This window comes from Pararhizobium sp. A13, from assembly GCF_040126305.1.
Classification (GTDB): Bacteria; Pseudomonadota; Alphaproteobacteria; order Rhizobiales; family Rhizobiaceae; genus Pararhizobium.
In genome coordinates this window covers 223,637-245,565 of record NZ_CP149510.1, presented here as the reverse complement: position 1 = coordinate 245,565, position 21,929 = coordinate 223,637, and the positions used below count along the sequence as shown (strand labels likewise).

The following is a 21,929-nucleotide window of genomic DNA, read 5'->3' as shown; positions in this document are numbered from 1 at the left end:
GCGCGACACTGCAATGGTACGTCTCTTGGGACGCCGCGCTTTCGGTCGGAAGCGCGGCGTTTTTCATTCGGTCTTGTCGTGGGCTATCCGCGCTTCCGCCCGTGCCGCCAGTTGCTCAAGGTTGCGCTTCTTGCCCGCCAATGTCTCGATCGCGGCGATTGCCAGATCCGTTACGGCATAGTCCGGCTTGTGCCCGAGATCGTGGATGCGCAGGAGCGTGGAGCCGGCGATGTCTGCGTGCAGTTGGCGGGAGTGGATTTCGGGAAGGACGACGCGATCGGCGTCGCCGGTGATGATCACGGCCGGCGCCTTGATCTCCTTGTAGCGCGGCGACACGCGTTTCACATAGTCCAGCAGATTGGCGACATCGATGGCATTGTTGTGGAAGGCATGCGGCCTGAGCGACAGATAAGCGGCCGTCTGCTCGATGTAGTCGTCCGGCCGCCGGTTGGGCTCGAAGACGGCCTTCGTCGCCTTGTCGATCAGGGCCATGCCGACGGGCGGCGCGACAAGGGTGGAAAACAGCCGGCCGAACACCGGAACCTTGGCGGCGTCATAATACCATTCGATGCCGCCCGGCCAGGGATGGGTGGCAGGCGAGAGAAACAAAAGACCTGCGACCATGTCCTTGTGGTTCAGCGCGAAGCTCGCCGCAATCGCGCCGCCGAAGGAATGGCTGACGATGATCGCCCTTTTGATGCCGCGCTTGCACATCAGGGCGGCGATCGCATCGGCCTGGCCGTCGGGATAGGCGTTCTGCGGACCGCCGCGGTCGGAGAAGCCGAGCCCCGGACGATCGAGGAACAGCATGTCGGCGCGCCCTTCAAGCTTGCTCCTGAAGGCGATCATCTGATCACGCAGATTGGCGCTAGCACCATGAATGAACACAAGGGTGGGCAGGTCGGCGCTGTGTGGGCGCGGCACGTAGACGCTGTTCATCCGGTAGCCGCCGACGTCTATGCGTTCGCCCCTGTTCGGATAGCGCTTCTCGAACGCTGCTGCCTGATAGGAGTTGAAACCGAACCCGGTAACGAGCAGCGTGAGAAACACGGATGTGATGAACAGCATGGCTTTCCTGGAGGCGAAATACATCAATCACTCTCTCGCGGTTTGTGCGCATGCGCAACCGATCTCGCAATGCGATATCGTCCGATACGAGAAAGAGCGACTGGCGGTTTCGCCGGCGCAGAATTATGTGCGATTGCCGGCAAGCTTTTCTTCGAGATTGCCAAGCTGCTCCTGCGCCTGACGATCGGCAGGGTAGATCTCGAGAAACTGCTCCCACGCCCGGAGCGCCAGTTCGTCCTTGCCGGCCGCGGTGAGGATAGCCGCCATACCGGCGAGCGCACCGAAATGCCGGGGCTCGATCGCCAGCACCCGGTTGATGTCCGACATGGATTTCCGATAGTTGCCCATCCGGTAATGCAACGTGGCGCGCTGGTTCCAGCCCTCGACATATTGCGGCGAGAGATAAATGACCTGGTCGAAGATATCGAGCGCCGTCGCCTTGCGATCAGCTTCGAGCGCTTTTGTCGCCCATTGCATCAGGAGATTGATGGAGGCGCTGCCGGAATCCTGCCATTCGACGCGGATGCGATCGGAAATCTCGCGTGCCTTCTCGGGGTCGCGCGCCCGCTTCAGCTCGGAAAAGAGCGTGTCGAGCCGCTGCTTCGGCGTCGTCAGTTCCGATGTCGCCGAAGCCTGTGAAGTGTCCGCTGCGAGAAGAGAGGGTGCGCCAGTGACCGTCGCCGAAAGCGCGATCACGAGAATCAGACTAGTAGACATAAGTTTAACCATGGCAGATAAGGTAGTCCGCCATGGCCGAAGATCAAAATCAAATTTGAGACATCAATTCGATGAACCGTCCGAGCCCGCTTTCTCTACAGAGGAAGGCTCAAGCGCTTTCATTCCATTCGTGAACGGACCGGAAACCTCCGTTTCCGGTTCGCAGAATGGATCAGCCCTGGCGGGCCTTGAAGCGCGGGTTCAGCTTGTTGATGATGTAGATGCGGCCCTTGCGGCGCACCAGACGGTTTTCGCGATGGCGAGCCTTCAGCGACTTGAGCGAATTTTTGATCTTCATTTTTCTGATCCGCAGTTTTGGCGAATCCGAATTCGCCGGTCTTTAACAATCAAAAGCGCGCTTGCAGACCGTTCGGGCCGAGCGCGCTCTTAGGGTGGCAGGCAAATAACCCGGCATCGCAAAAGTGTCAACCACAGAGAGCCGGTTTTAACGCCCGCTTTCGGCTTTTCTGTGGGTTAAGCGCTCAAATCAGCCAGGTGACATGGCCCATCTTGCGACCGGGTCGGGCTTCGGATTTGCCATAGAGGTGGACGAGCGCATTGGGTTTGGCGAGCCAGGCCGGCACGTCTTCGATGTCGTCGCCGATCAGGTTCTGCATCACGCAATCGGAATGCCGGGCGCCGTCGGACAACGCCAAGCCGGTGACCGCGCGGATATGCTGCTCGAACTGCGAGACCACGCAGGCGGCCTCCGTCCAATGGCCGGAATTGTGGACGCGGGGCGCGATTTCGTTGACGATCGGCGTCCCATCCGTCAGCACGAAGAATTCCACGCCGATGACCCCGACATAACCAAGTGCTTCGAGGATGGTTCCTGCCGCGGCGCGTGCCGCCGCCATTGTCGCATCACCGACCGGGGCCGGAACCGTGGAGGTATGAAGGATGCCGTTGCGGTGAATGTTCTCCGCCGGGTCGAAACAGGCGATCGCCCCATCGGTGCCGCGCGCGGCAATGATCGAAATCTCCCGCTCGAAAGCAACGAAGCTTTCGAGGATGAGCGGCACGTTGCCAAGCGCCATGTAGGCGCCTGTCGCATCGTCCGTCTTGTGGCGAAACACGCGCTGGCCCTTGCCGTCGTAACCGAGGCGGCGGGTCTTCAAAACGCCGATGCCGGAAAAATCGGCCAGCGCCCGTTCCAGCTGCTCCTGGTCGTCGATGACGTGGAACCGGGCAGTCTCGATGCCGCAGCCGTTGAGGAACTGCTTTTCCGTCACCCGGTCCTGCGACACTTCCAGTGCCTTGGGCGGGGGGTAAACCGGCAGCGAGCGCGCAAGCAGTTCTGCTGCGGCGACCGGGACGTTCTCGAATTCATAGGTGACGAGGTCGCAGGATTCGGCGAGTTTCGCGAGCGCTGCCTGGTCGTCGTAATTGGCGACGATCTGGCTGTTGGCGACCTGGGCGGCGGGACAGTCGGGCTGCGGCTCGAGGATGACGGTGCGAAAGTTGAGCCGGGCCGCCGCCATGGCGAGCATGCGGCCAAGCTGGCCGCCGCCGATGATACCGATCGTTCTCATGCCTGATCCACGGGGTATTCGGCAACCGCGGCACTCTGCTGTTCGCGCCAGTCGTCGAGACGGTCGGCGAGATCCGGATCGCTGAGAGCCAGGACGGCCGCAGCGAGAAGGGCTGCATTGACGGCGCCGGCACGACCGATCGCCAGCGTGCCGACGGGGATGCCTGCCGGCATCTGGACGATAGAAAGAAGGCTGTCCTGACCGGAGAGCGCCTTGGACTGAACGGGGACGCCGAACACCGGCAGCGGCGTCATTGCAGCCGTCATTCCGGGCAGATGGGCGGCGCCGCCGGCACCTGCGATGATCACCTTGAAGCCTTCATCCCGGGCGCCCCGGGCAAAATTGATCAACCGGTCCACCGTGCGGTGTGCCGAAACGATCCGGGCATCATAGGCGATGTCGAGGGCGTCGAGCGTATCGGCGGCATTCTTCATCGTCTCCCAGTCGGACTGGCTTCCCATGATGATGGCGACGGGCGGAGGAGATGCTTTCGTCACGGTGTTCGTTCCGCTTGTTACAGGGCCGAAATTCTCGGCCGGCGCGATCGATCGAACGCGCCGCCGGCTCAGGCGATAATGTCGGGAATGATCTGGTCCTCGATCTTGGTGATCTTGTCCTTGATGATCAGTTTCTTCTTCTTCATCCGCTGGATGCGCAGGGCATCGCAGCCTGTCTGGATCATGGCGTTGATCGCGACATCGTAATCTTCGTGTTCCTGCCTCAACCGCGCTACGCTTAGTCTGAGTTCGGCCTGATCCTGATCTGGCATGCACTGTTCCCCGTCGGCGCCGGCAGCATGGTCTGCTATCCGCATAAATCGAGCGTCGCTCTAGCACAGAATTGTTGGTAACGGGAAGTTATCCTTCGCCACGATTTCGCCTTCGACAAATGAAAAATAGCATGGCACACTAACTCGGTTAACGTGGAACATCCGGCTTTGCCCGCCGGGTGCAAGCAAAAGGAAGGGACTGCCACATGACCATTGAGGCTCATCTTGCAACGCTTGAGAAAAAACATGGTGTTCTGGAGCAGGAGCTCCATACGGCTCTTCTGCAACCCTCGGCCCAAGACCAGCACATCGCGGACATCAAGCGTCGGAAGTTGCGCTTGAAGGACGAAATCGAAAAGATTCGTTCCTCAACTCACTGATTAGATAAACAATCTCATTCATCGGGAGGCTCTCGTTCCAGCGCAGAAATTGATGTCCGGACAATCAGGACGAACTTGAAGACCGGTTTCAAGCGCTGTTGATAAGCGGATTTTGGCGCAAACATGATGTTTGCCAAAGTGCTGCAGGTAATGAGTTTCCCGATGTCTGGCCCCTCAGGGCCGGCATACCCTCAAGACCAGAACTGATCCAGCCACAGATTGACCCGGTCGAAGCCTGGCCTGTTGATCGCGTAAATCCGTTTGGTGCCGCTGGCGGAGACGGAGACGAGGTCGGAGTCTAGCAGGGCCTTAAGATGCTGCGATACAGCCGGGCGGCTGATCGGCAGTCCCTCGGCGAGTTCATTCACTGTCCGCGGCGCGCGCCGCAGTTCCTCCAGCAGATAGCGCCGGTTCGGATCCGAGATTGCATCAAAGGGATCAGCGTTTGACATGCGCAAAAGCTAGGAGAATTCAAAGCGCTCGGCAAGCAAATTGTGCAATGCGGCAATAGAATTTTGCTTTGCGGGATGCAAGCGCGGCGTGTAGCCGTGTTTCGACTTGAACGTGAGCCGCTCCCCAAGCCTGACAGGCACGCCTTACGATCCGGCGGCAAGCACCACCAGGCCGTCATAGGCAAGTTTCAGGCCGGCGAGGAATGCCATCGTATACATGAACGGGTAAAAGACCTGCGGCTGCATCCGCCGGACGACCCAGGCGCCGGCCATGGTTGCCAGCATAGCCAACGGAAAAAGCGTCAGCGATGTCGTCAGATTGCTGAGATCCAGTTGTCCGAGAGCAAAATACGGGATGAGCTTGACGGCATTGAGGATGGCAAAAAAGCGCACCATCGTGCCGGTATATTCGCGCGGCTGGAGTTTCAGCGGCAGGGCGTAGATTTGGAAGGGCGGGCCGCCCGCATGGGCGACGAAACTGCCATAACCTGCGAAGGAACCGAGAAAGCTCGCCTGCAGCGGCCGGTGCGGCTTGGCCGGAATGACGATGCCGCGCCGGGCGCGCCAGACGTTGTAGGCATAACGCAGCACGAAGAGGATGGTGATGACGCCGATGATCAGCCGCAGCGCATCGCGCGGCACATAGGCCGAGGTCGCCCAGCCGATGGCGATGCCGGCAAGCGCGCCGGGCAGAAGGATCGTCAGAGTCTTGGTGTCGCCATGCTGGCGCCACATCCACAGCGAGACCAGATCCATGGCGATCAGGATCGGCAGAAGCAGTGCCGCCGCCTGGACCGGAGAAACGGCGATCGACAGAAGGGGCACGCCCATCAACGACAGCGCTTCGCCCATGCCTCCCTTGCTGAAGCCGACAAGCAGAACCGCGGGAATGGCGATGGCATAGAACTGAAAATCGGGAAGCATGGGTATCGGTTGATCCTTTTGCCTGCAGGGTCTATCGCTTTTGCGGATCGAAATCGAGTAGGGGATGGCGCGTAACGCGCATTTCACCGGGAACCAAGACACTATGAGCAATACAGACAACCGCTGCCGACTCGTCCTCATTGCGCCTGACATCGCCGATGTCGAAAGCCGCGTGCAAATCCTCGGTGATGCATTGCGCGGTGGCGACGTGGCCTCGGTCATCCTGCCGCAATACGGGCTGGACGATCATGCCTTCCAGAAACACGCGGAAGCGCTCGTGCCGCTGATCCAGAAGGCGGGTGCGGCGGCGCTGCTGGCCGGCGATACGCGGGTTGCCGGCCGCGCCAAGGCCGATGGCCTGCATGTGACCGGCAATGCGGCGGAGCTCGCCGAGGCGGTCGAGAAATTCTCGCCGAAACTCATCGTCGGCGGCGGCAATGCGACCGACCGGCACCATGCGCTGGAAATGGGCGAGATCCGCCCGGACTATGTCTTCTTCGGCAAACTCGATGGTGACATCAAGCCGGAGGCGCATCCGAAGAATGTCGCGCTCGCCGAATGGTGGGCCTCGATGATCGAGATCCCCTGCATCGTCATGGGCGGCACCGATCCGGAATCAGCGCTGACGGTTGCCGAGAGTGGCGCCGAATTCGTCGCACTCCGGCTTGCCGTCTTCGCCGAGCCAGAACAGGCGCCGGCCGTTGTCGCGCAGGTCAATGCGCTTCTTGACGAAAAAGCGCCACGGTTTGAAGATTAAGACATTTCCATGTTGAACCGTCTCTCGTCATCGCGGCACCGCCTTCCGCTTCTCCTGATGTGCGCCTCGTTACTTGGCGCGCCGGTCTGCTTGCGCGCGGAGGATGCCTTGCCCGGTGTGAACGCGGTGACGCCTGCCGTGGAGGGCGAAACCGACGAGGGGGCCGTTGCCAAGCGTGGCCGGATCACGCCGTTCAACGGGGCTGCCTTGCCGGAAGGCGAAATACCGGCGTTGCAATCTCCGGAAGACGCAAGGAAGACGGATGCCGAAAAGCTTGAGCCGTCGAGCGGCGTCAATGTGCTCGATCGCATGGGTGCGGAACTGCCGGCCCTGCCGCAGGAAAAGCCGTTTGCCGGCAAGGCTGACGACGCCTACGGCGCGTTTCAGCGCGGCTACTATCTGACCGCGATGGAACTGGCTTTGCCGCGCGCGCAGCTGGGCGACGCGGCGGCGCAGACGCTGGTCGCGGAAATCTTTGCGCAAGGGCTCGGCGTTGCTCGCAACACCAAGGATGCCGCCTTCTGGTATGGCCAGGCGGCCAATGCGGGCGATCCCGGCGCTATGTTCAAATATGCGCTTCTGCTGATGGAGGGGCGCGACGTTCCGCGCGATAAGAAGAAGTCGGAAGAGCTGATGAAAAAGGCTGCCGACCTCGGTAACCCTTCCGCCCAATTCAACTATGGCCAGTTGCTGGTCGCCGATATGCCGGGCGAAAGGGGCCTGAAGGCGGCGCTGCCCTATTATGAGAAATCGGCCGAGCAGGGCATCGCCGATGCGCAGTATGCGCTGTCGCAGATTTATTTGAACGTCGATGGCATTGATGAGAACAAGCGGGCAAAGGCGCGCGACTGGCTTTTGCGCGCTGCTCGCGCAGGCTTCGATACGGCGCAGCTCGACCTTGCCATCTGGTTGGTCGACGGCATCGGCGGCGACCGCAATCTCGATGAAGGTTTCAAGTGGATGCGGCGGGCGGCCGAGGGCGGCAATGTCGTGGCGCAGAACAAGCTGTCGCATCTCTATGTCAACGCGATTGGTACGCGTCCCGATCCGGTCGAGGCTGCCAAGTGGTACGTGCTGTCGCGCAGGGCCGGATTGAAGGACCCCGCGCTGGAGGATTTCTATCTCGGGCTGACCGAAGAACAACAGAAGGCGGCGTTGAGCGCTGCCAACAAATACCGGTCGTCCTGAGCGAGTTTTCAGCGCAAGACTTGAACTTTCGGGGGTTTTGTGGTCTTGAAGCGCCGGATTGGCTAGCCGGTGGGCGCGGCCTGGACTTCTTTAGGACATGCTTCCCATGAAAATCAGCGGCAGCGAAATTCGCCCCGGCAGCGTCATCGAGCACAATGGCGGCCTTTGGGCTGCGGTCAAGAGCGTCACGGTGAAGCCGGGCAAGGGTGGTGCCTTCAACCAGGTCGAGCTCAAGAACCTGATCGATGGCACGAAGCTCAATGAGCGCTTCCGTTCGTCCGAAACCGTTGAACTGGTCACTCTCGATCTCAAGGACTTCCAGTTCCTCTATGAAGAGGGCGATGCCCTGGTGTTCATGGACGTCGAGAGCTATGAACAGCTGGAACTGCAGAAGGACTTCGTTGGCGATCGCGCCACCTTCCTGCAGGACGGCATGATGGTTTCGGTCAAGCTGTACGACGAAAAGCCGATCGGCATCTCGCTGCCCGATCAGGTGGTCCTGACGATCGCGGAGGCCGATCCGGTGGTGAAAGGACAGACGGCCGCGTCTTCCTACAAGCCGGCGATCATGGAAAATGGCGTGCGCGTCATGGTCCCGCCGTTTGTCGAGGCGGGGGAGCGTATTCTGGTCGATACCAATGAAATCGCCTATCTCCGCCGCGCGGACTGATCCACAGCGGCAAGTTTAAATTTTCTCCGGCCGTTGCTGCGGCCGGTTTTCTGTTTCGAAGGAAAGCCAAATGGCACGCTCAGCTCTTCTCAATGTCATGGTCCAGGCCGCTTTCAAGGCCGGCAAGTCGCTGGCGCGTGATTTTGGCGAAGTACAGAACCTGCAGGTCTCGTTGAAGGGGCCGGGCGATTATGTCTCGCAGGCCGATCGCAAGGCGGAAAAGCTGATCCGCGAAGAGCTTCTGAAGGCACGTCCGACCTATGGCTTCCTTGGCGAGGAGAGCGAAGAGGTCATCGGCACCGACGGCGCGCATCGCTGGATCGTCGATCCGCTGGATGGCACGACGAACTTCCTGCACGGCATCCCGCATTTCGCGATTTCGGTCGCGCTCGAACGCCAGGGCGAGATCGTTGCTGCCGTCGTCTTGAACCCGGCGACCGACGAGCTTTTCACGGCGGAGCGCGGTGGTGGCGCCTTCCTCAACGATCGCCGTCTGCGCGTCGCTGCCCGCAAGAACCTGTCGGATGCCGTCATCGGCACCGGCACGCCGCATCTGGGCGTTGCCAACCACGGTACCTATCTCGTCGAACTGCGCCATGTGATGGGCGAAGTTGCCGGTGTCCGCCGCATGGGCGCTGCCTCTCTCGACCTTGCCTATGTCGCTGCCGGCCGTTTTGACGGATTCTGGGAACGCGGCCTGTTGCCTTGGGACGTTGCGGCCGGAATCCTGCTGATTCGCGAGGCGGGCGGCTGGGTTGCCGATATCGATGGCGGCAACAAGCCGATGGACGACGGCTCGATCGTTGCCGGCAACGAATATATCCGCAAGGCGCTGCACGAGGTGCTGCACCGCCCCGTGCCGGGAAAATAAGCCGGAACGGCCTGAACGGGCGGCTGTTTCATCCTGTTGATGTTGCCCGTTGTTTCCCCTTCAATTTGGCACAAACTTCCTCTAGTCTTCGGCCCAGCATCGCCGTGTTCGCATATGCGGGCAGGCTGCGGCACATGAAAACCGGAGAATAACCCCATGGCGAAATTGGAACTGTCGGGATGGGATACCGGCGGAGCATTGAATGAGGGTTATAATCCCAACAAGCTGACAAGCCCGATGGTTTTCTTCTGGACGATGGTGATTTTCCTCATCATCGTCGGGTTTGTCGCAGCCATCCTGTTTCGCCAGGCTCACGCCGCCTTTGCCAGCAATCCGGGGCTGAACGGCCTTATTCTCGGCGTTCTGCTGATCGGTATCCTTCTGGTCTTCAATCATGTCCTCAGGTTGCGGCCCGAGGTTCGCTGGTTCAATTCATTCCGTGCCGCCGGAAGCGCGGAGAAGGTTGGCCGCGACCCGGTCCTCCTGGCGCCAATGCGCGCCCTCATCGGCCAGCGCCATTCAATGGCGATCTCGACGACTGCTCTGCGGTCCATTCTCGATTCGATCGCCACACGCCTCGACGAATCACGCGACACCTCGCGGTATCTGACTGGCCTCTTGGTCTTCCTCGGCCTGCTCGGCACCTTCTGGGGTCTGCTCGGCACGATCGGGTCGATCAATACTGTTATCCAATCGCTCGATGCAGGAACGGGAAGCACGCAGGATGTTCTTGCCGCGCTGAAGACGGGTCTTTCGGCGCCTTTGGCTGGCATGGGCACGGCCTTCTCCACGTCGCTCTTCGGCCTTTCCGGCTCGCTGATCCTCGGCTTTCTCGATCTTCAGGCAGGGCGCGCGCAGAACCGCTTTTACACCGAACTCGAAAACTGGCTGTCATCGGTGACAGATGTCAGTTCCGACGTCATGGTGACCCCCGGCAAGCCGGCCGCGGCACCTGTCGAAGAGCTTCGCCAACTCACCGAACAACTCGCCCGTCTCAACCACGACGGGGGAATGAGCCAGCGCACGACCGCCGCCATGGCAAGCCTTGCCGAAGGCATCCAGGGGCTGGTGAAGAACATGCGCGGTGAGCAGCAGATGCTGCGCGACTGGATCGAGGCACAACAGGATGAGGCAAAGTCGATGCGCAAGACGCTGGACAAGCTCTCGGCGCGTATCGGAAACACCGACAAGATTCCCGTTCATCCGGAAAGACCGCACAAGCTCGCACGCGTCGACGACGCCGGGGGGGAATGACCGATGGCACTTGCGCGCAAGGGCCGGACACAGAGAACCGTCGATTACTGGCCGGGTTTCGTCGATGCGCTGTCGACCCTGCTGCTGGCTATCATGTTCCTGCTGTCAGTTTTCGTCCTGGCGCAATTCCTGCTCAGCCGCGAAATCAGCGGCAAGGAAGATGTGCTCAACCGGTTGAACAGCCAGATAAACGAACTGACCCAGCTTTTGGCGCTTGAAAAGGGCGGCAAGCAGGATCTCGAGGATTCGCTTGCCAATCTGCAGGCATCCCTGGCGTCGTCGGAAGGCGAACGCTCGCGGCTGCAGGCGCTGCTTGACCAGGGTGCCGGCAGTTCGGATGCCGCCAACCGGCAGATCGGCGACCTCACCGGAAAGCTGGATGAGGAAAAGCAGGTCAGTGCCCGGGCGATGAGCCAGATCGATCTTCTGAACCAGCAGATCGCCGCACTGCGCAGCCAGATCGCCGCTATCGAGGGAGCGTTGCAGGCGTCCGAGGCCAAGGACGAGGCGTCACAGACGAAGATCGCCGATCTTGGACGCCGGCTGAACGTGGCGCTGGCGCAGCGCGTGCAGGAACTCAACCGCTACCGTTCCGACTTCTTCGGGCGGCTGCGCGAAATCCTGTCCGATCGCGAAAATATTCGTATTGTCGGCGACCGCTTCGTCTTCCAGTCGGAAGTGCTGTTTCCGTCCGGTGGCAATGAACTAAACCCGGCGGGGCAGGAGGAGATGGCCAAGCTTGCCACGGCCGTGCTCGATCTTGCCAAGGAAATTCCCTCTGAGATCAACTGGGTGCTCCGGGTCGATGGGCATACGGACAATGTTCCGCTTTCCGGGACAGGGCGCTACGTCGACAACTGGGAGCTTTCCTCGGCCCGCGCTACATCCGTTGTCAAGTTCCTGATCTCCAGGGGCGTTCCGGCGGATCGCCTTGCCGCGGCCGGTTTCGGCGAATTCCAGCCCATTGCCGAGGGCGACAGTCCGGCCGCGCGCTCTCAGAACCGCCGCATCGAACTGAAGCTGACCGAGAAATAACCGGAACCCCGTTCCGGGTCGCTCGGCGATCCGCATTCACCAATAGCTATATTTTCCGGCTGCGTTTCTCCGTTGCCCTGACGTTTACGTGTGCGTAATGTCAGCGCAGGGTGGAGCTGCTGGAGGACGGGCATGGATTGTGATGTTCTGGTGATCGGAGCGGGGCTTGCCGGCCTCGTTGCGGCGGTGGAGGCTGCCGACCGGGGTCTCAGGGTCATCGTGCTCGATCAGGAAGGCGAGCAGAATTTGGGCGGTCAGGCTTTCTGGTCGCTTGGTGGCTTGCTGTTCATCGATAGTCCCGAGCAGCGGCGCATGCGCATTCGCGACACTCTCGATCTGGCGCGGCAGGACTGGATGGGGTCGGCGCAGTTCGACCGCCCGGAGGACTACTGGCCGCGGCGCTGGGCGGAGGCCTATCTCGATTTTGCCGCCGGTGAAAAGCGCGCCTGGCTGCATAGCCAGGGCATGCGATGGTTTCCTGTCGTCGGCTGGGCGGAGCGGGGCGGCGGCCTTGCGCACGGACATGGGAACTCCGTGCCGCGCTTCCATGTGACGTGGGGGACCGGGCCGGGGGTTCTGGCGCCGTTCATCGCGAGGGGGCGAGCAGCAGAAGGCAGGGGGCGCATCCGCTTCCGCTTTCGCCATCGGGTGGACGAGCTGATCATGACCAATGGTGCCGTCACAGGCGCAAGAGGATCGGTTCTGAAGAGCGACGGTGTGGACCGCGGTCAGCGCAGTTCACGTGAGATTGTCGACGAGTTCTGGTTCGAGGCCGGGGCCGTCATCGTCTCGTCCGGCGGCATCGGCGGCAATCATGATCTGGTGCGCAAGCAATGGCCGGTCGACCGGCTCGGCCCGCCACCGAACGTCATGGTCAGCGGCGTGCCGGATTATGTCGATGGGCGCATGGTCGAGATTGCCGAGCAGGCGCGCGGTTCCGTCATCAACAAGGATCGCATGTGGCACTATACAGAGGGCTTGCGGAACTTCGATCCGATCTGGCCGAACCACGGCATCCGCATCCTGCCGGGGCCATCCTCGTTCTGGTGCGACGCCGACGGCAACCGTTTTGCCGCACCGGCCATGCCGGGCTTCGATACGCTCGGCACCCTGAAGGCGATCCGCAAGACCGGCGCCGACTATAGCTGGTTCATTCTGACCAAGGCGATCATCAAGAAGGAGTTCGCACTTTCGGGGTCGGAGCAGAACCCCGACTTGACCGGCAAGGACATTCCGCTGCTGCTCAAACGCCTGGGCAAAAATCCGCCAGGCCCGGTGCAGGCCTTCATGGACAAGGGTGAGGATTTCGTTATTCGCGACCGGCTGGAAGACCTCGTCGCGGGGATGAATGCGCTCTCCGGCGAGGGGCGCCTTTCGCTCGAACATCTGCGCCACCAGATCGAGGCGCGCGATCGCGAGATCGACAATCCCTTTTCGAAGGATGCGCAGGTCACCGCCATCCGCGGCGCCCGCAATTATCTGGGCGACAGGCTGATGCGGACGGCCAAACCGCACCGGCTGCTTGATCCGAAAGCGGGGCCGCTGATTGCGGTGCGCCTCAATATCCTCACGCGAAAGACGCTGGGCGGCCTGCAGACCGATCTCAACGGCCGCGCGCTGGAGCTCTCCGGCGAACCTGTGCCCGGCCTTTATGCGGCGGGCGAAGTTGCGGGTTTCGGCGGCGGCGGCATGCATGGCTACAACGCGCTGGAAGGATCGTTCCTGGGTGGCTGCATCTTTTCAGGAAGGGTCGTGGGGCGCAGCATAGGCGCCTGACGAGAGGACTGAAGGGGAATGGCTTCTGAGTTGCAGGTAAGCCCGAATCCAAGCGGGTTGATGTTGAGCGGCGGGGTTTAATTCTCCCTCATGCCCGCCCTTGTGGTGGGCATCCAGTGCGCCCAAGTCCTTGGGCGTAAACACTCTTCCAGGCGATGGACATCGCGTGGCTGGATTACCGGCACAAGGCCGGTAATGAGGGAAACGTTGGCTTTGGCGAAAAACTGAAGCCTCAATCCATCTGGACGTTGGCGTTCTTGACGACGGGACCCCATTTCGCCAGTTCGGCCTTCACGTGTGCGGCAAGTTCGTCCGGCGTCGAGGCGACGATGGTGGCGCTGAAGCCGTTCATCTTCTCGACGACGGCCGGATCCGCCAAGGCTTTCTTGGCGGAAGCATTGAGCCGATCGATCGCTTCCTTCGGCGTGCCTGCCGGGGCAAACAGGGCATTCCAGGTATAGGTCTCGTAGCCGGGAATGGTTTCGGCGATCGTCGGCACATCCGGGAAGGAGGGTGCGCGCTCCTTCGTCGTTACCGCCAAGGCCCTGAGCGTGCCGGATTTGATGTGGCCCGAGGACGAGGGCAGGTTGTCGAACATGATCGGCACCTGGTTGCCGATGACATCGTTCAGCGCGGGACCTGAACCCTTGTAGGGCACATGTTGCAGGCTGACGCCGGCCATGTTCTTGAACAGTTCGCCGGAGAGATGCAGCGGCGTGCCGTTGCCGGAAGATGCGTAGGAGTATTGGTCGGGTGCCGCCTTCAGAAGCGCCAGAAGCTCCGCGACGTTCTTTGCCGGAAGCTGCGGATTGACCACGAGCACGTTGGGCACGAGCACCAGCAGCGAGACCGGGGCGAAGTCCTTTTCCGGGTCGTAGGGCTTTGTCTTCAGGATCAGCGGATTGAGCGCGTGGGTCGCAACCGTTCCCATCAGGATCGTATAGCCATCGGGTTCTGCCCGCGCCACCCGGTCGGCGCCGAGATTGCCGCCGGCGCCCGCGACGTTTTCCACGATCACCTGCTGGCCGAGATCGTCGGACATCTTCTGGCCGATGATGCGCGCGACCACGTCGGTCGAGCCGCCTGCTGCAAAGGGCACGACCAGCGTTACCGCGCGATCCGGAAATTCCTGCGCCTGCGCTTCACCGCCGAGTACGAGCCCCGACGTCGCCATCAAGGCTAGCGCGAGCGCCGTGCGCCGCTTCAATAAGGACAATGCCATTCAAATCTCCTCCCAAGACGTGCCTGTTTGCAAAACGGCCGTGAAGCCGTTTCCGCGGCAACAATAGCGTCGCCCGATCGAAGGGCAACCTCGGGAGAAGGATTAAGGGTTGTACTCAATCGATTTTATTTGGAACGGGATGCTTCATCCGAGTGTGACGATATTGCTTGCTTCGGGGCTGTCATAGTCGAACTGCAGCCGCGCGAGCTTGGCATAGAGCCCGCCCTGGCGAACGAGGGAGGCGTGCGTTCCTTCTTCGACGATCCTGCCCTGATCCATGACCAGGATACGGTCGGCCTTGAGCACGGTTGCCAGCCGATGGGCGATGACCAGTGTCGTGCGTTCGCGCATCAGGCCGTCGAGCGCCTTCTGCACCAGCGTTTCGCTCTCAGCGTCGAGCGCGGAGGTGGCCTCGTCGAGGAGGAGCACCGGGGCATCTTTCAGGATCGCGCGCGCGATGGCGATGCGCTGGCGCTGGCCACCGGACAGCGTAATGCCGCGCTCGCCAACTTGCGTATCGTATCCCTGATCGAGCCTTGCAATGAATTCGTCGGCCTGAGCGGCAATGGCAGCGGTACGCACCATGTCGCGCGATGCGGTGGGCAGGCCAAAGGCGATGTTGTCGTGGATCGACGCGGCAAAGATGGTGACGTCCTGCGGAACGATGGCGATGCGGCTGCGCAATGCTTGCGGATCGACCGAGCGGATATCGATGCCATCGACGCTGACCGTGCCCTTGGCCGGATCGTAGAACCGCAGAAGCAGCGAGAAGACGGTGCTCTTACCAGCGCCGGAGGGGCCGACGATGGCAACCGTCTCGCCCGGCTTGACGGCAAAACTCAGGCCCTTGACGCTCTTGTAGCCCGGCCGTGAGGGATAGGCGAAGTGAACATCGGCGAAGGTGACCGCACCCTGCGCCGGTTCCGGCATGGCGACGGGATTGGCGGGTGCCGTGATGTTTGGCTGTTCGGCCAGCAATTCGCTCAGGCGCTCGGCAGCGCCTGCGGCTTGAGAGAGTTCGCCCCAAACCTCCGAGAGTGCGCCGAGGCTGCCGGCGGCGAAAACCGAATACAAGAGAAACTGGCCGAGCGTGCCGGCCGACAGCGTGCCGGACAGGACATCCTGCGCACCGAACCACAGGACCGCGACGACGCTGCCGAAGATCATGGTGATAGCAAAGGCGGTGAGGATCGAGCGGGCCTTGATGGCGGCGCGGGCTGCCTCGTAGGCGCTTTCGACCGCACGGCCATAGCGCGCCTGCGCTACAGCCTCGCCGTTGAAGGCCTGGACGGTGCGGGAAGCGGAGATCGCTTCGCCGGCATAGGCGGAAGCAGTCGCGAGCGTATCCTGCGCCTCCCGCGACCGGCGACGCACCGAGCGGCCGAAGCCGACGAGCGGAAAGACGATGACCGGGATGGCGACGAGCACCAGGCTCGACAGCTTCGGGCTGGTATAGACCATCATGGCGATGGCGCCGAGGCACAATATGATGTTGCGCAGCGCGACCGAGGCGGTTGCGCCGACGGCGGATTTGATCTGCGTCGTGTCGGCGGTCAGCCGCGAGACGATCTCGCCGGACTGGTTGACGTCGAAGAAGGATGGGGAAAGCCGCGTGACATGGTCGAAGACATCGCGGCGCAGATCCGAGACGATCCGTTCGCCGAGCGTGATGACGAAGTAGTAGCGGGTCGCACTGGCCACCGCGAGCACGATGGCGAGAACCATCAGCATGGAGAAGTAGGTGTTGATGAAGCCGGCATCGGAGGCGGAGAATCCGTGGTCGATCATCCGGCGCACGGCCATCGGCAGCGTCAGCGTCGTGACGGCTGCAACGACGAGCGAAATGCCGGCACCGATGACCAGATTGCGGTAGCGCCGGATATACGGCAACAGCTTTGCCAGCGGGCGCACGGACCTGCGCCCCGCCGGTTGGACGACCTCATTCGACACATGACCTCCAATACCGGAAGAAGCGGCAAAACTCGCACAAGTCTTCTCCGGCGGTACTTGTTATCCGGATGACCATCATGTATAGGCACGGCATCAAATTGGGAAGCCGTGGTCCCTTGAGTGGTCTGCGGCTTCATTTACGTGTTCGGTCCCCATGCCGCAATGGCCCGCAAATGGCTTGCGACAATTGGACCCTGGAACTTGCAGGAAGATTGTTATGAAGGCTGATATCCATCCCGCTTACCACATGATCAAAGTGGTCATGACCGACGGCACCGAATACGAAACCCGCTCGACCTGGGGTTCGGAAGGCCAGACCATGAACCTCGAAATCGACCCGAAGTCGCACCCGGCATGGACCGGCGGCAACCAGCAGCTCATGGACCGCGGCGGCCGCGTTTCCAAGTTCAAGAAGCGCTTCGAAGGCCTCGGCCTCTAAGTTATCCTTGCTGGAACATGATTTCGGAAAAGCCCGGTTCGTCCGGGCTTTTTTGCGTTTGGGGCATTGGCGGAAGGCGATAGGGGGATTGTTGGTCTCCCATCGTATCGTCATCCCTACAATAAAAAGATTAGTATTGACTTATCAATTAGTATTGGCTATTTGATTTTCCATGACCGAAGCCGCCAACATCACCGCTGTCCTGCGCACACTTGCCGACCCGACGCGGCGGGCCGTTTTCGAGCGGGTCGTCAGGTCCGACGAGATTACCGTGGTCGAGTTGACGCGGGGGAGTGGCGTGACGCAGGGCGCCATTTCCCAGCATCTCAAGTCATTGAAGCAGGCCGGCCTGGTTGCCGAGCGCCCGGAGGGGCGCAACGTTTACTATCGCGCTGAGCCAGAGGGTCTCGCCCCGCTCGTCGATTGGATGAGCCACTACGGTGTCTTCTGGCGCGAGCGCTTCGCAAATCTCAGAACCTTGCTCAAGGAGATCGATCCATGACCGATGCCGCTTTGACGCCCGACACGCAAGACATCGTGGTTGACGAGGTCTTCCCGCATGCGCCGGAGACGATCTGGACAGCGCTGACATCCGGCGAACTGATCGCTCGCTGGATGATGGCGCCGACAGGGTTCGAGCCCGTGGAGGGCAACCACTTCACGTTCCAGACGACGCCGGCCGGCGCGTGGGACGGGATCATTCGCTGCCAGGTGCTGGAGGTGATACCGAACGAACGCTTCGCCTATGCCTGGAAAGGCGGACACGAGGGAAACGTCGGGTATGGGTCGCGGCTGGACACGGTCGTCACGTTCATCCTTTCCAGGGTAGAAAGCGGGACGCGCCTTCGCCTTATCCACTCCGGTTTCGTGCTGCCGAAGAACGACACTGCTTTCAGGAGCATGAGCGAAGGTTGGAAGAAGGTTGTCCGAAACCTCGACGCCGTCGCTGCGGAACAGGCCACCTCGAAGCTACGGCACTGACGCGGGTCTGCGAAAGCGAGTTCAACAGCCGTTCGACCGGAATGGACCGTCTCCACGCAACAAGCATTTCGGCAAACAGGAGGTAACCATGCAGCATCAAGTCGTTTCTCGCGATGAGTGGCTGGAGGCCCGCGTCGCACTGCTCAAGGAGGAGAAGGATCTGACGCGGCGCAGCGACGCGCTCGCGCGGCGACGGCAGGAATTGCCGTGGGTCCGGATCGACAAGGAGTATCGTTTCGAGACCGACGAGGGGAACGCCTCGCTGTCAGACCTCTTCAGAGGGCGCTCGCAGCTCCTCGTCTACCACTTCATGCTCGGGCCCGATTATAAGGCGGGATGTCCGTCCTGTTCGTCGATCGCGGACGGGTTCAACGGTTTCGTCGTCCACCTGGAGAATCACGACGTCGCGTTTTCTGCGATATCGCGGGCGTCGCTCGAAAAGCTGCAGGCGTACAAGCGGCGGATGGGATGGACGTTTCCCTGGGCGTCCTCGTTCGGCGGCGACTTCAACTTCGACTTCAACGTCTCGCTCACCGAGCAGCAACAGCGCGACGGAACCGTCGAATACAACTACCGGCGCGAGCCGGCATCGCAGCTCAGCGGCGAGGGGCCCGAGATACCCTCGCGCTCGACACCCGACGGGCTGACCACCTTCGCCTCCATGTCCGGAACCGACGCAGCCACGTTTGCGCGAGAGAGGCCGGGCATGAGCGCCTTCGTCCTCGAGGACGGTGTCGTCTACCACACCTATTCGGCCTATGCGCGCGGACTGGATGGCCTCTGGGGCATGTATCAATGGCTCGACCGCGCGCCCAAGGGGCGCAACGAAGACGGCGTCTGGTGGCGCCGCCACGACGAATATAGCAGCTGAGCGAAGTCGTGGTTGTCGTGGCACAACTGCCGGCCTACGCCAAGGGCGGTCTGGTCGTCTTTGGCGTAGGCTAACACGCGGCGAGCGAGGGCCGCGCCGCGCGGCTGACCCGCCCCGTTCATTCTTACCCCAACAGCACGTTATAGGAGAAACGATATGAGCAAGGCTTATACGGGCGGATGCGCCTGCGGCGCGATCCGTTATGAAATTTCGGCCGAACCGCTGGTGATGAACGACTGCCAGTGCCGCGACTGTCAGCGCAAGAGCGGCACCGGGCACGGTTCCTACCTGACCTTTGCGGACAAGAGGAGCGTGAAGCTCGAAGGCGAGGCGAAGCATTGGGACATGGTTGGCGACAGCGGCAACGTCAAGACACGCGCGTTCTGCCCGACCTGCGGGGCGCCGGTGTATTTGACGTTCACCGCTATGCCGGACCTGTTCACGGTACACGCCGCAAGTCTGGACGACCCAAGCCGGTACAAGCCGCAGATGGTGACGTACGGCATGCGCGGTTACGCATGGGACCACATCGATCCAGCCCTTACGAAATTCGACAAGATGCCGCCGGCGTGACACCAACTGTCCATAGTCGGCACGGCTTCGAGCGTGTTAGCTGTCGCTGCGCCGCAGGTGTCCCCAAAAACACAAAACCCGGCACAACGGCCGGGTTTGAGCATTCGGCTGCCTGTCGGGCTCCGATCAGTTGGTCCCAAAAGCGGTCTGCAGCAGGGTGAGTTGGGCCTTGACGCCGTTCTGGTTGTCGGGCGTGAAGTTCTGGGCTTCCTGCGGGCGGTAGATTTCGCGGTCGAGCAGGGCGACGCGGTTCTGCAGGCGCAGCGAGCGGTCGATCAGATCCCGGAAACCTTCAGGCAGGTCGTTCCAGCCGGGCGCCGTGCGATCGACGTTGAAACTATCGAGGCGGACCTTGTTCTTTTCCGACAGGACCTGCTCGCGGTTCATTTCGCCGTTGTTGACGGCGCGCTGCAAGAGTAGCCAGGATGCCATCTGCATCAGGCGGGTGGTGAGGCGCATCGATTCCGCGGCATAGAGTACCGATGCCATGCGCGGCAGAACCTTGGAGGCGGCGCGACCGGGGCCATCGAGATAGCTCGCGGTCTCTTCAACCAGGCCCATGCCTTCCGCATAGAGAGCCTTGAACTGCGCCGAAGACGCAGCGTGTCCCGCGAAGCTCACAGTATTCAATCCCCGTTCGGACATGGTCTGATTTCCCTGGTTAAACGCATCAACTCGGACAGGTAACGAACGGGTTAACAGCAAGTTTCCGGCCGCTCGTTCTATAATTTGAACATGATCCCATAGCGCATTTCGCGCAAGCCTATTCTTAATAAAGGGTTAATCTCCACAATTCTTTGACGGTTGGGCAAAAAAGGAAAAAAAAAGAGCCGCAAAAGCGGCTCTCAAGGTAAAACAGGGAGAAAAATCAGACCATTCGCCAAACCTGGAAATTGTCTGAGTCCAGAGCGATCTGGAAGCGTTAGTAATAGCTTATAAGGCTTAATGAAGCGTTACGGCTGCCGGATTGGCGACGATGTTTTGTCTTTCTCGGCAATCGAATTGGACCTCATTCTGTCAGGTTTGGGCTCACGAACGAAAGAAACTTTCGGCCGCCGATTTACTTGCCGACTTGTTTGCTCTTTCCGTCTCAAGTCGCTCGATTTCCTGTTTCAGCACGTCGATGCGGGCTGAAAGTTCGTCGGCCGACAGAAGAGAAAGGTCGCAGCCTATTTCGTGGGCCGGTTGTTTCTTTGGATGGTCGTCGTCAAACAGGCTCATGCGGACCTCCGTTCGGGCTCGTCGTCGCTTTTTTCCTCCAGACGGGCAGCCCGCGGCGACAGTTGCAGGCTTTCCGGCGTTGTCAGGGTGCCGGGGTTGATGGTCGAGTAGGCGTCGCGTTCCGATGCCGGTACAGCGGCGCGCATGCGGCTACGGAAGATCGCGTAAGCCGTGATCAGCACATGGGCGCAGGCGGTGATCATGAACAGGCCGTAGGGGCCGGTGACGGTCATGATCGGGCCGCCGATGGTCGGGCCGATGATGGTGCCAATGCCGTAGAGCAAGAGCAGGCCGCCTGAAATCTTGACGAAGTCCTCCGGCGTGGCGAAGTCGTTGGCATGCGAGACGGCAATGGGATAGAGCGCATTGGCAGTCGCGCCGTAGACGCCGACGAGAGCGATCAGGAGAACGACGCCGGTCGGCTCGACCAGGAAGATGAGCGCGCCGGCAATCGCGGCAACGGCTGCAAGGGCGGCCAGGACGTAGCGCCGGTCGATCATGTCCGAGAGGCGCCCGGCGGGAAACTGCATCACGGCGCCCGCGAAGATCGTCGTACTCATCATCAGCGCGACATTGCTATCGGTAAGTCCCACCTGACGGCCGAAGACGGCGCCAAGCGTCCCGTAGGCGCCATTGGCGATGCCGACGAGCAGGATGCCGAGAAAGGAGATCGGCGAGTTGCGATAGAGCGCCGGCAGATCGAGGCTGACCTGCTTCAACGGTTGCGGCAAGGCCGCGGTCGACAGGAGGGTCGGCAGCATGGCCAGGCAATAGACGATGCCGGCGCACATGAAGAACAGCGTCGTCGATGTATCGCCGAACGGGATCATCAACTGACCGCCGACGACGCCCATCAGGGTGATGGCGATGTAGAGCGAGAAGATCGCGCCGCGGCTCTCATTGGTGGCGCGCTCGTTCAGCCAGCTTTCGATGATCATCGAGGTGCCTGCCGTCGAGAAGCCGGTGAAGGCGCGCAGCACCACCCACCAGATCGGATCGACGAGAATGCCGGTCAAAAGCGCGATGATCGCCAGGATGGACGCAAAGCAGCTGAAGGCGCGCACATGGCCGGCGCGCTTGACGATGGTCGGCGCGAGCAGGCAGCCGAGCACGAAGCCGCTTGCCCAGGAGGTGCCGAGCAGGCCGAGCAGCGTCGTCGAATAGCCTTCCGTCGTGCCGCGCACCGGCAGCAACAGGCTGTGCAATCCATTTCCAAGGAAGAGAAACAGCGTGCCAAGCAGAAGAGAGGCGACGGGAAGAAGGTTTTTTCGCATGTGAA

General features: G+C 61.3%; 26 protein-coding genes. 13 read left to right on the top strand and 13 right to left on the bottom strand.

The genetic code is table 11. From position 1 onward, the window contains the following. Positions 1-63: 63 nt before the first annotated feature. From WI754_RS01265 to WI754_RS01240, 6 genes are all read right to left on the bottom strand, one after another. Complete coding sequence (locus WI754_RS01265) at positions 64-1,068, bottom strand: alpha/beta hydrolase (RefSeq protein ID WP_349435787.1); 1,005 nt, start codon at positions 1,066-1,068, stop codon at positions 64-66. A gap of 123 nt (positions 1,069-1,191) precedes the next feature. Beyond that, entirely contained in the window at positions 1,192-1,785 is a 594-nt protein-coding gene (locus WI754_RS01260) for a hypothetical protein (protein WP_349435785.1), read from the bottom strand. A gap of 172 nt (positions 1,786-1,957) precedes the next feature. Next, entirely contained in the window at positions 1,958-2,083 is a 126-nt protein-coding gene (gene ykgO / locus WI754_RS01255) for a type B 50S ribosomal protein L36 (RefSeq protein ID WP_018327898.1), read from the bottom strand. Positions 2,084-2,267: 184 nt separating this feature from the next. After that, positions 2,268-3,317 carry a 5-(carboxyamino)imidazole ribonucleotide synthase gene (locus tag WI754_RS01250; RefSeq protein ID WP_349435783.1) on the bottom strand — a complete coding sequence of 350 codons (1,050 nt, stop codon included), beginning with the start codon at positions 3,315-3,317 and terminating at the stop codon, positions 2,268-2,270. Continuing rightward, complete coding sequence (purE, locus tag WI754_RS01245) at positions 3,314-3,778, bottom strand: 5-(carboxyamino)imidazole ribonucleotide mutase (protein WP_037120781.1); 465 nt, start codon at positions 3,776-3,778, stop codon at positions 3,314-3,316. Before purE ends, WI754_RS01250 begins: the two co-directional genes overlap by 4 nt. Positions 3,779-3,882: 104 nt before the next feature. Continuing rightward, a complete protein-coding gene (locus WI754_RS01240; RefSeq protein ID WP_018327895.1) occupies positions 3,883-4,086 on the bottom strand; it encodes a DUF465 domain-containing protein in 204 nt (67 codons plus the stop codon). 206 nt (positions 4,087-4,292) lie between these two features. Here WI754_RS01240 and WI754_RS01235 point away from each other — a divergent pair, with 206 nt between their 5' ends. Continuing rightward, positions 4,293-4,466, top strand: a complete 174-nt coding sequence (locus WI754_RS01235; protein ID WP_349435782.1) for a DUF465 domain-containing protein — start codon at positions 4,293-4,295, stop codon at positions 4,464-4,466. A 191-nt stretch (positions 4,467-4,657) separates the two neighbouring features. Here WI754_RS01235 and WI754_RS01230 read toward each other — a convergent pair whose 3' ends face one another. Together WI754_RS01230 and WI754_RS01225 are read right to left on the bottom strand one after the other, a co-directional pair. Further along, on the bottom strand, positions 4,658-4,918 hold the full coding sequence (locus WI754_RS01230) for a metalloregulator ArsR/SmtB family transcription factor (RefSeq protein ID WP_037120777.1): 261 nt from the start codon (positions 4,916-4,918) through the stop codon (positions 4,658-4,660). Positions 4,919-5,062: 144 nt separating this feature from the next. Further along, the gene (locus WI754_RS01225; RefSeq protein WP_349435780.1) at positions 5,063-5,842 is read right to left on the bottom strand and encodes a sulfite exporter TauE/SafE family protein; all 780 of its coding nucleotides are present in this window, start codon (positions 5,840-5,842) and stop codon (positions 5,063-5,065) included. A gap of 103 nt (positions 5,843-5,945) precedes the next feature. Here WI754_RS01225 and WI754_RS01220 point away from each other — a divergent pair, with 103 nt between their 5' ends. From WI754_RS01220 to WI754_RS01190, 7 genes are all read left to right on the top strand, one after another. Beyond that, positions 5,946-6,599, top strand: a complete 654-nt coding sequence (locus WI754_RS01220; protein ID WP_349435777.1) for a thiamine phosphate synthase — start codon at positions 5,946-5,948, stop codon at positions 6,597-6,599. Positions 6,600-6,608: 9 nt separating this feature from the next. After that, a complete protein-coding gene (locus tag WI754_RS01215) occupies positions 6,609-7,787 on the top strand; it encodes a tetratricopeptide repeat protein (RefSeq protein WP_349435775.1) in 1,179 nt (392 codons plus the stop codon). A gap of 106 nt (positions 7,788-7,893) precedes the next feature. Beyond that, entirely contained in the window at positions 7,894-8,457 is a 564-nt protein-coding gene (gene efp, locus WI754_RS01210; RefSeq protein WP_349435774.1) for an elongation factor P, read from the top strand. 70 nt (positions 8,458-8,527) lie between these two features. Beyond that, a complete protein-coding gene (locus WI754_RS01205; RefSeq protein WP_349435772.1) occupies positions 8,528-9,328 on the top strand; it encodes an inositol monophosphatase family protein in 801 nt (266 codons plus the stop codon). 156 nt (positions 9,329-9,484) lie between these two features. Continuing rightward, entirely contained in the window at positions 9,485-10,582 is a 1,098-nt protein-coding gene (locus tag WI754_RS01200; protein WP_349435771.1) for a flagellar motor protein MotA, read from the top strand. Positions 10,583-10,585: 3 nt separating this feature from the next. After that, positions 10,586-11,617, top strand: coding sequence for a peptidoglycan -binding protein (locus tag WI754_RS01195; RefSeq protein WP_349435770.1), 1,032 nt, complete (start codon positions 10,586-10,588; stop codon positions 11,615-11,617). 132 nt (positions 11,618-11,749) lie between these two features. After that, a complete protein-coding gene (locus WI754_RS01190) occupies positions 11,750-13,393 on the top strand; it encodes an FAD-binding dehydrogenase (RefSeq protein WP_349435768.1) in 1,644 nt (547 codons plus the stop codon). Between the two features lie 232 nt (positions 13,394-13,625). On the opposite strand, the gene WI754_RS01185 is transcribed toward WI754_RS01190, so the two are convergent. Beyond that, positions 13,626-14,615: a tripartite tricarboxylate transporter substrate binding protein gene (locus WI754_RS01185; protein ID WP_349435766.1), complete on the bottom strand. Its 990-nt coding sequence runs from the start codon at positions 14,613-14,615 to the stop codon at positions 13,626-13,628. Between the two features lie 144 nt (positions 14,616-14,759). Beyond that, the gene (locus tag WI754_RS01180) at positions 14,760-16,565 is read right to left on the bottom strand and encodes an ABC transporter ATP-binding protein/permease (protein ID WP_349435765.1); all 1,806 of its coding nucleotides are present in this window, start codon (positions 16,563-16,565) and stop codon (positions 14,760-14,762) included. A 217-nt stretch (positions 16,566-16,782) separates the two neighbouring features. On the opposite strand from WI754_RS01180, the gene rpmE reads away from it, so the two are divergent. From rpmE to WI754_RS01155, 5 genes are all read left to right on the top strand, one after another. Next, positions 16,783-17,004, top strand: a complete 222-nt coding sequence (rpmE, locus tag WI754_RS01175) for a 50S ribosomal protein L31 (RefSeq protein WP_018327882.1) — start codon at positions 16,783-16,785, stop codon at positions 17,002-17,004. A gap of 172 nt (positions 17,005-17,176) precedes the next feature. Next, positions 17,177-17,506, top strand: a complete 330-nt coding sequence (locus WI754_RS01170) for a metalloregulator ArsR/SmtB family transcription factor (protein ID WP_349435761.1) — start codon at positions 17,177-17,179, stop codon at positions 17,504-17,506. After that, the gene (locus WI754_RS01165) at positions 17,503-17,985 is read left to right on the top strand and encodes an SRPBCC domain-containing protein (RefSeq protein ID WP_349435759.1); all 483 of its coding nucleotides are present in this window, start codon (positions 17,503-17,505) and stop codon (positions 17,983-17,985) included. Before WI754_RS01170 ends, WI754_RS01165 begins: the two co-directional genes overlap by 4 nt. Positions 17,986-18,073: 88 nt before the next feature. After that, complete coding sequence (locus WI754_RS01160; protein ID WP_349435758.1) at positions 18,074-18,856, top strand: thioredoxin family protein; 783 nt, start codon at positions 18,074-18,076, stop codon at positions 18,854-18,856. Positions 18,857-19,012: 156 nt separating this feature from the next. Then, entirely contained in the window at positions 19,013-19,429 is a 417-nt protein-coding gene (locus WI754_RS01155; RefSeq protein ID WP_349435755.1) for a GFA family protein, read from the top strand. Positions 19,430-19,555: 126 nt separating this feature from the next. Here WI754_RS01155 and WI754_RS01150 read toward each other — a convergent pair whose 3' ends face one another. The 3 genes from WI754_RS01150 to WI754_RS01140 all read right to left on the bottom strand — a co-directional run bounded on the left by WI754_RS01150 (position 19,556) and on the right by WI754_RS01140 (position 21,924). Continuing rightward, positions 19,556-20,074 (bottom strand): DUF1465 family protein, encoded by a 519-nt coding sequence (locus WI754_RS01150; protein ID WP_018327877.1) that lies wholly within the window; start codon positions 20,072-20,074, stop codon positions 19,556-19,558. 384 nt (positions 20,075-20,458) lie between these two features. Further along, positions 20,459-20,650 carry a DUF1192 domain-containing protein gene (locus WI754_RS01145; protein WP_037120747.1) on the bottom strand — a complete coding sequence of 64 codons (192 nt, stop codon included), beginning with the start codon at positions 20,648-20,650 and terminating at the stop codon, positions 20,459-20,461. Further along, a complete protein-coding gene (locus tag WI754_RS01140; RefSeq protein ID WP_349435753.1) occupies positions 20,647-21,924 on the bottom strand; it encodes an MFS transporter in 1,278 nt (425 codons plus the stop codon). The genes WI754_RS01145 and WI754_RS01140 overlap by 4 nt, the downstream gene beginning before the upstream one ends. Positions 21,925-21,929: the final 5 nt, after the last annotated feature.

Bases quoted from the DNA above. Each gene is read 5' to 3' on its own strand.
- WI754_RS01155 (WP_349435755.1), top strand. From the start codon at position 19,013: ATGAGCAAGGCTTATACGGGCGGATGCGCCTGCGGCGCGATCCGTTAT.
- purE (WP_037120781.1), bottom strand. From the start codon at position 3,778: ATGGGAAGCCAGTCCGACTGGGAGACGATGAAGAATGCCGCCGATACG.
- WI754_RS01230 (WP_037120777.1), bottom strand. From the start codon at position 4,918: ATGTCAAACGCTGATCCCTTTGATGCAATCTCGGATCCGAACCGGCGC.
- WI754_RS01165 (WP_349435759.1), top strand. From the start codon at position 17,503: ATGACCGATGCCGCTTTGACGCCCGACACGCAAGACATCGTGGTTGAC.
- rpmE (WP_018327882.1), top strand. From the start codon at position 16,783: ATGAAGGCTGATATCCATCCCGCTTACCACATGATCAAAGTGGTCATG.
- WI754_RS01220 (WP_349435777.1), top strand. From the start codon at position 5,946: ATGAGCAATACAGACAACCGCTGCCGACTCGTCCTCATTGCGCCTGAC.
- WI754_RS01265 (WP_349435787.1), bottom strand. From the start codon at position 1,068: ATGCTGTTCATCACATCCGTGTTTCTCACGCTGCTCGTTACCGGGTTC.
- efp (WP_349435774.1), top strand. From the start codon at position 7,894: ATGAAAATCAGCGGCAGCGAAATTCGCCCCGGCAGCGTCATCGAGCAC.
- WI754_RS01160 (WP_349435758.1), top strand. From the start codon at position 18,074: ATGCAGCATCAAGTCGTTTCTCGCGATGAGTGGCTGGAGGCCCGCGTC.
- WI754_RS01205 (WP_349435772.1), top strand. From the start codon at position 8,528: ATGGCACGCTCAGCTCTTCTCAATGTCATGGTCCAGGCCGCTTTCAAG.
- WI754_RS01145 (WP_037120747.1), bottom strand. From the start codon at position 20,650: ATGAGCCTGTTTGACGACGACCATCCAAAGAAACAACCGGCCCACGAA.
- WI754_RS01215 (WP_349435775.1), top strand. From the start codon at position 6,609: ATGTTGAACCGTCTCTCGTCATCGCGGCACCGCCTTCCGCTTCTCCTG.
- WI754_RS01225 (WP_349435780.1), bottom strand. From the start codon at position 5,842: ATGCTTCCCGATTTTCAGTTCTATGCCATCGCCATTCCCGCGGTTCTG.
- WI754_RS01200 (WP_349435771.1), top strand. From the start codon at position 9,485: ATGGCGAAATTGGAACTGTCGGGATGGGATACCGGCGGAGCATTGAAT.
- WI754_RS01250 (WP_349435783.1), bottom strand. From the start codon at position 3,317: ATGAGAACGATCGGTATCATCGGCGGCGGCCAGCTTGGCCGCATGCTC.
- WI754_RS01185 (WP_349435766.1), bottom strand. From the start codon at position 14,615: ATGGCATTGTCCTTATTGAAGCGGCGCACGGCGCTCGCGCTAGCCTTG.
- WI754_RS01140 (WP_349435753.1), bottom strand. From the start codon at position 21,924: ATGCGAAAAAACCTTCTTCCCGTCGCCTCTCTTCTGCTTGGCACGCTG.
- WI754_RS01235 (WP_349435782.1), top strand. From the start codon at position 4,293: ATGACCATTGAGGCTCATCTTGCAACGCTTGAGAAAAAACATGGTGTT.
- WI754_RS01150 (WP_018327877.1), bottom strand. From the start codon at position 20,074: ATGTCCGAACGGGGATTGAATACTGTGAGCTTCGCGGGACACGCTGCG.
- ykgO (WP_018327898.1), bottom strand. From the start codon at position 2,083: ATGAAGATCAAAAATTCGCTCAAGTCGCTGAAGGCTCGCCATCGCGAA.
- WI754_RS01260 (WP_349435785.1), bottom strand. From the start codon at position 1,785: ATGTCTACTAGTCTGATTCTCGTGATCGCGCTTTCGGCGACGGTCACT.
- WI754_RS01240 (WP_018327895.1), bottom strand. From the start codon at position 4,086: ATGCCAGATCAGGATCAGGCCGAACTCAGACTAAGCGTAGCGCGGTTG.
- WI754_RS01170 (WP_349435761.1), top strand. From the start codon at position 17,177: ATGACCGAAGCCGCCAACATCACCGCTGTCCTGCGCACACTTGCCGAC.
- WI754_RS01195 (WP_349435770.1), top strand. From the start codon at position 10,586: ATGGCACTTGCGCGCAAGGGCCGGACACAGAGAACCGTCGATTACTGG.
- WI754_RS01190 (WP_349435768.1), top strand. From the start codon at position 11,750: ATGGATTGTGATGTTCTGGTGATCGGAGCGGGGCTTGCCGGCCTCGTT.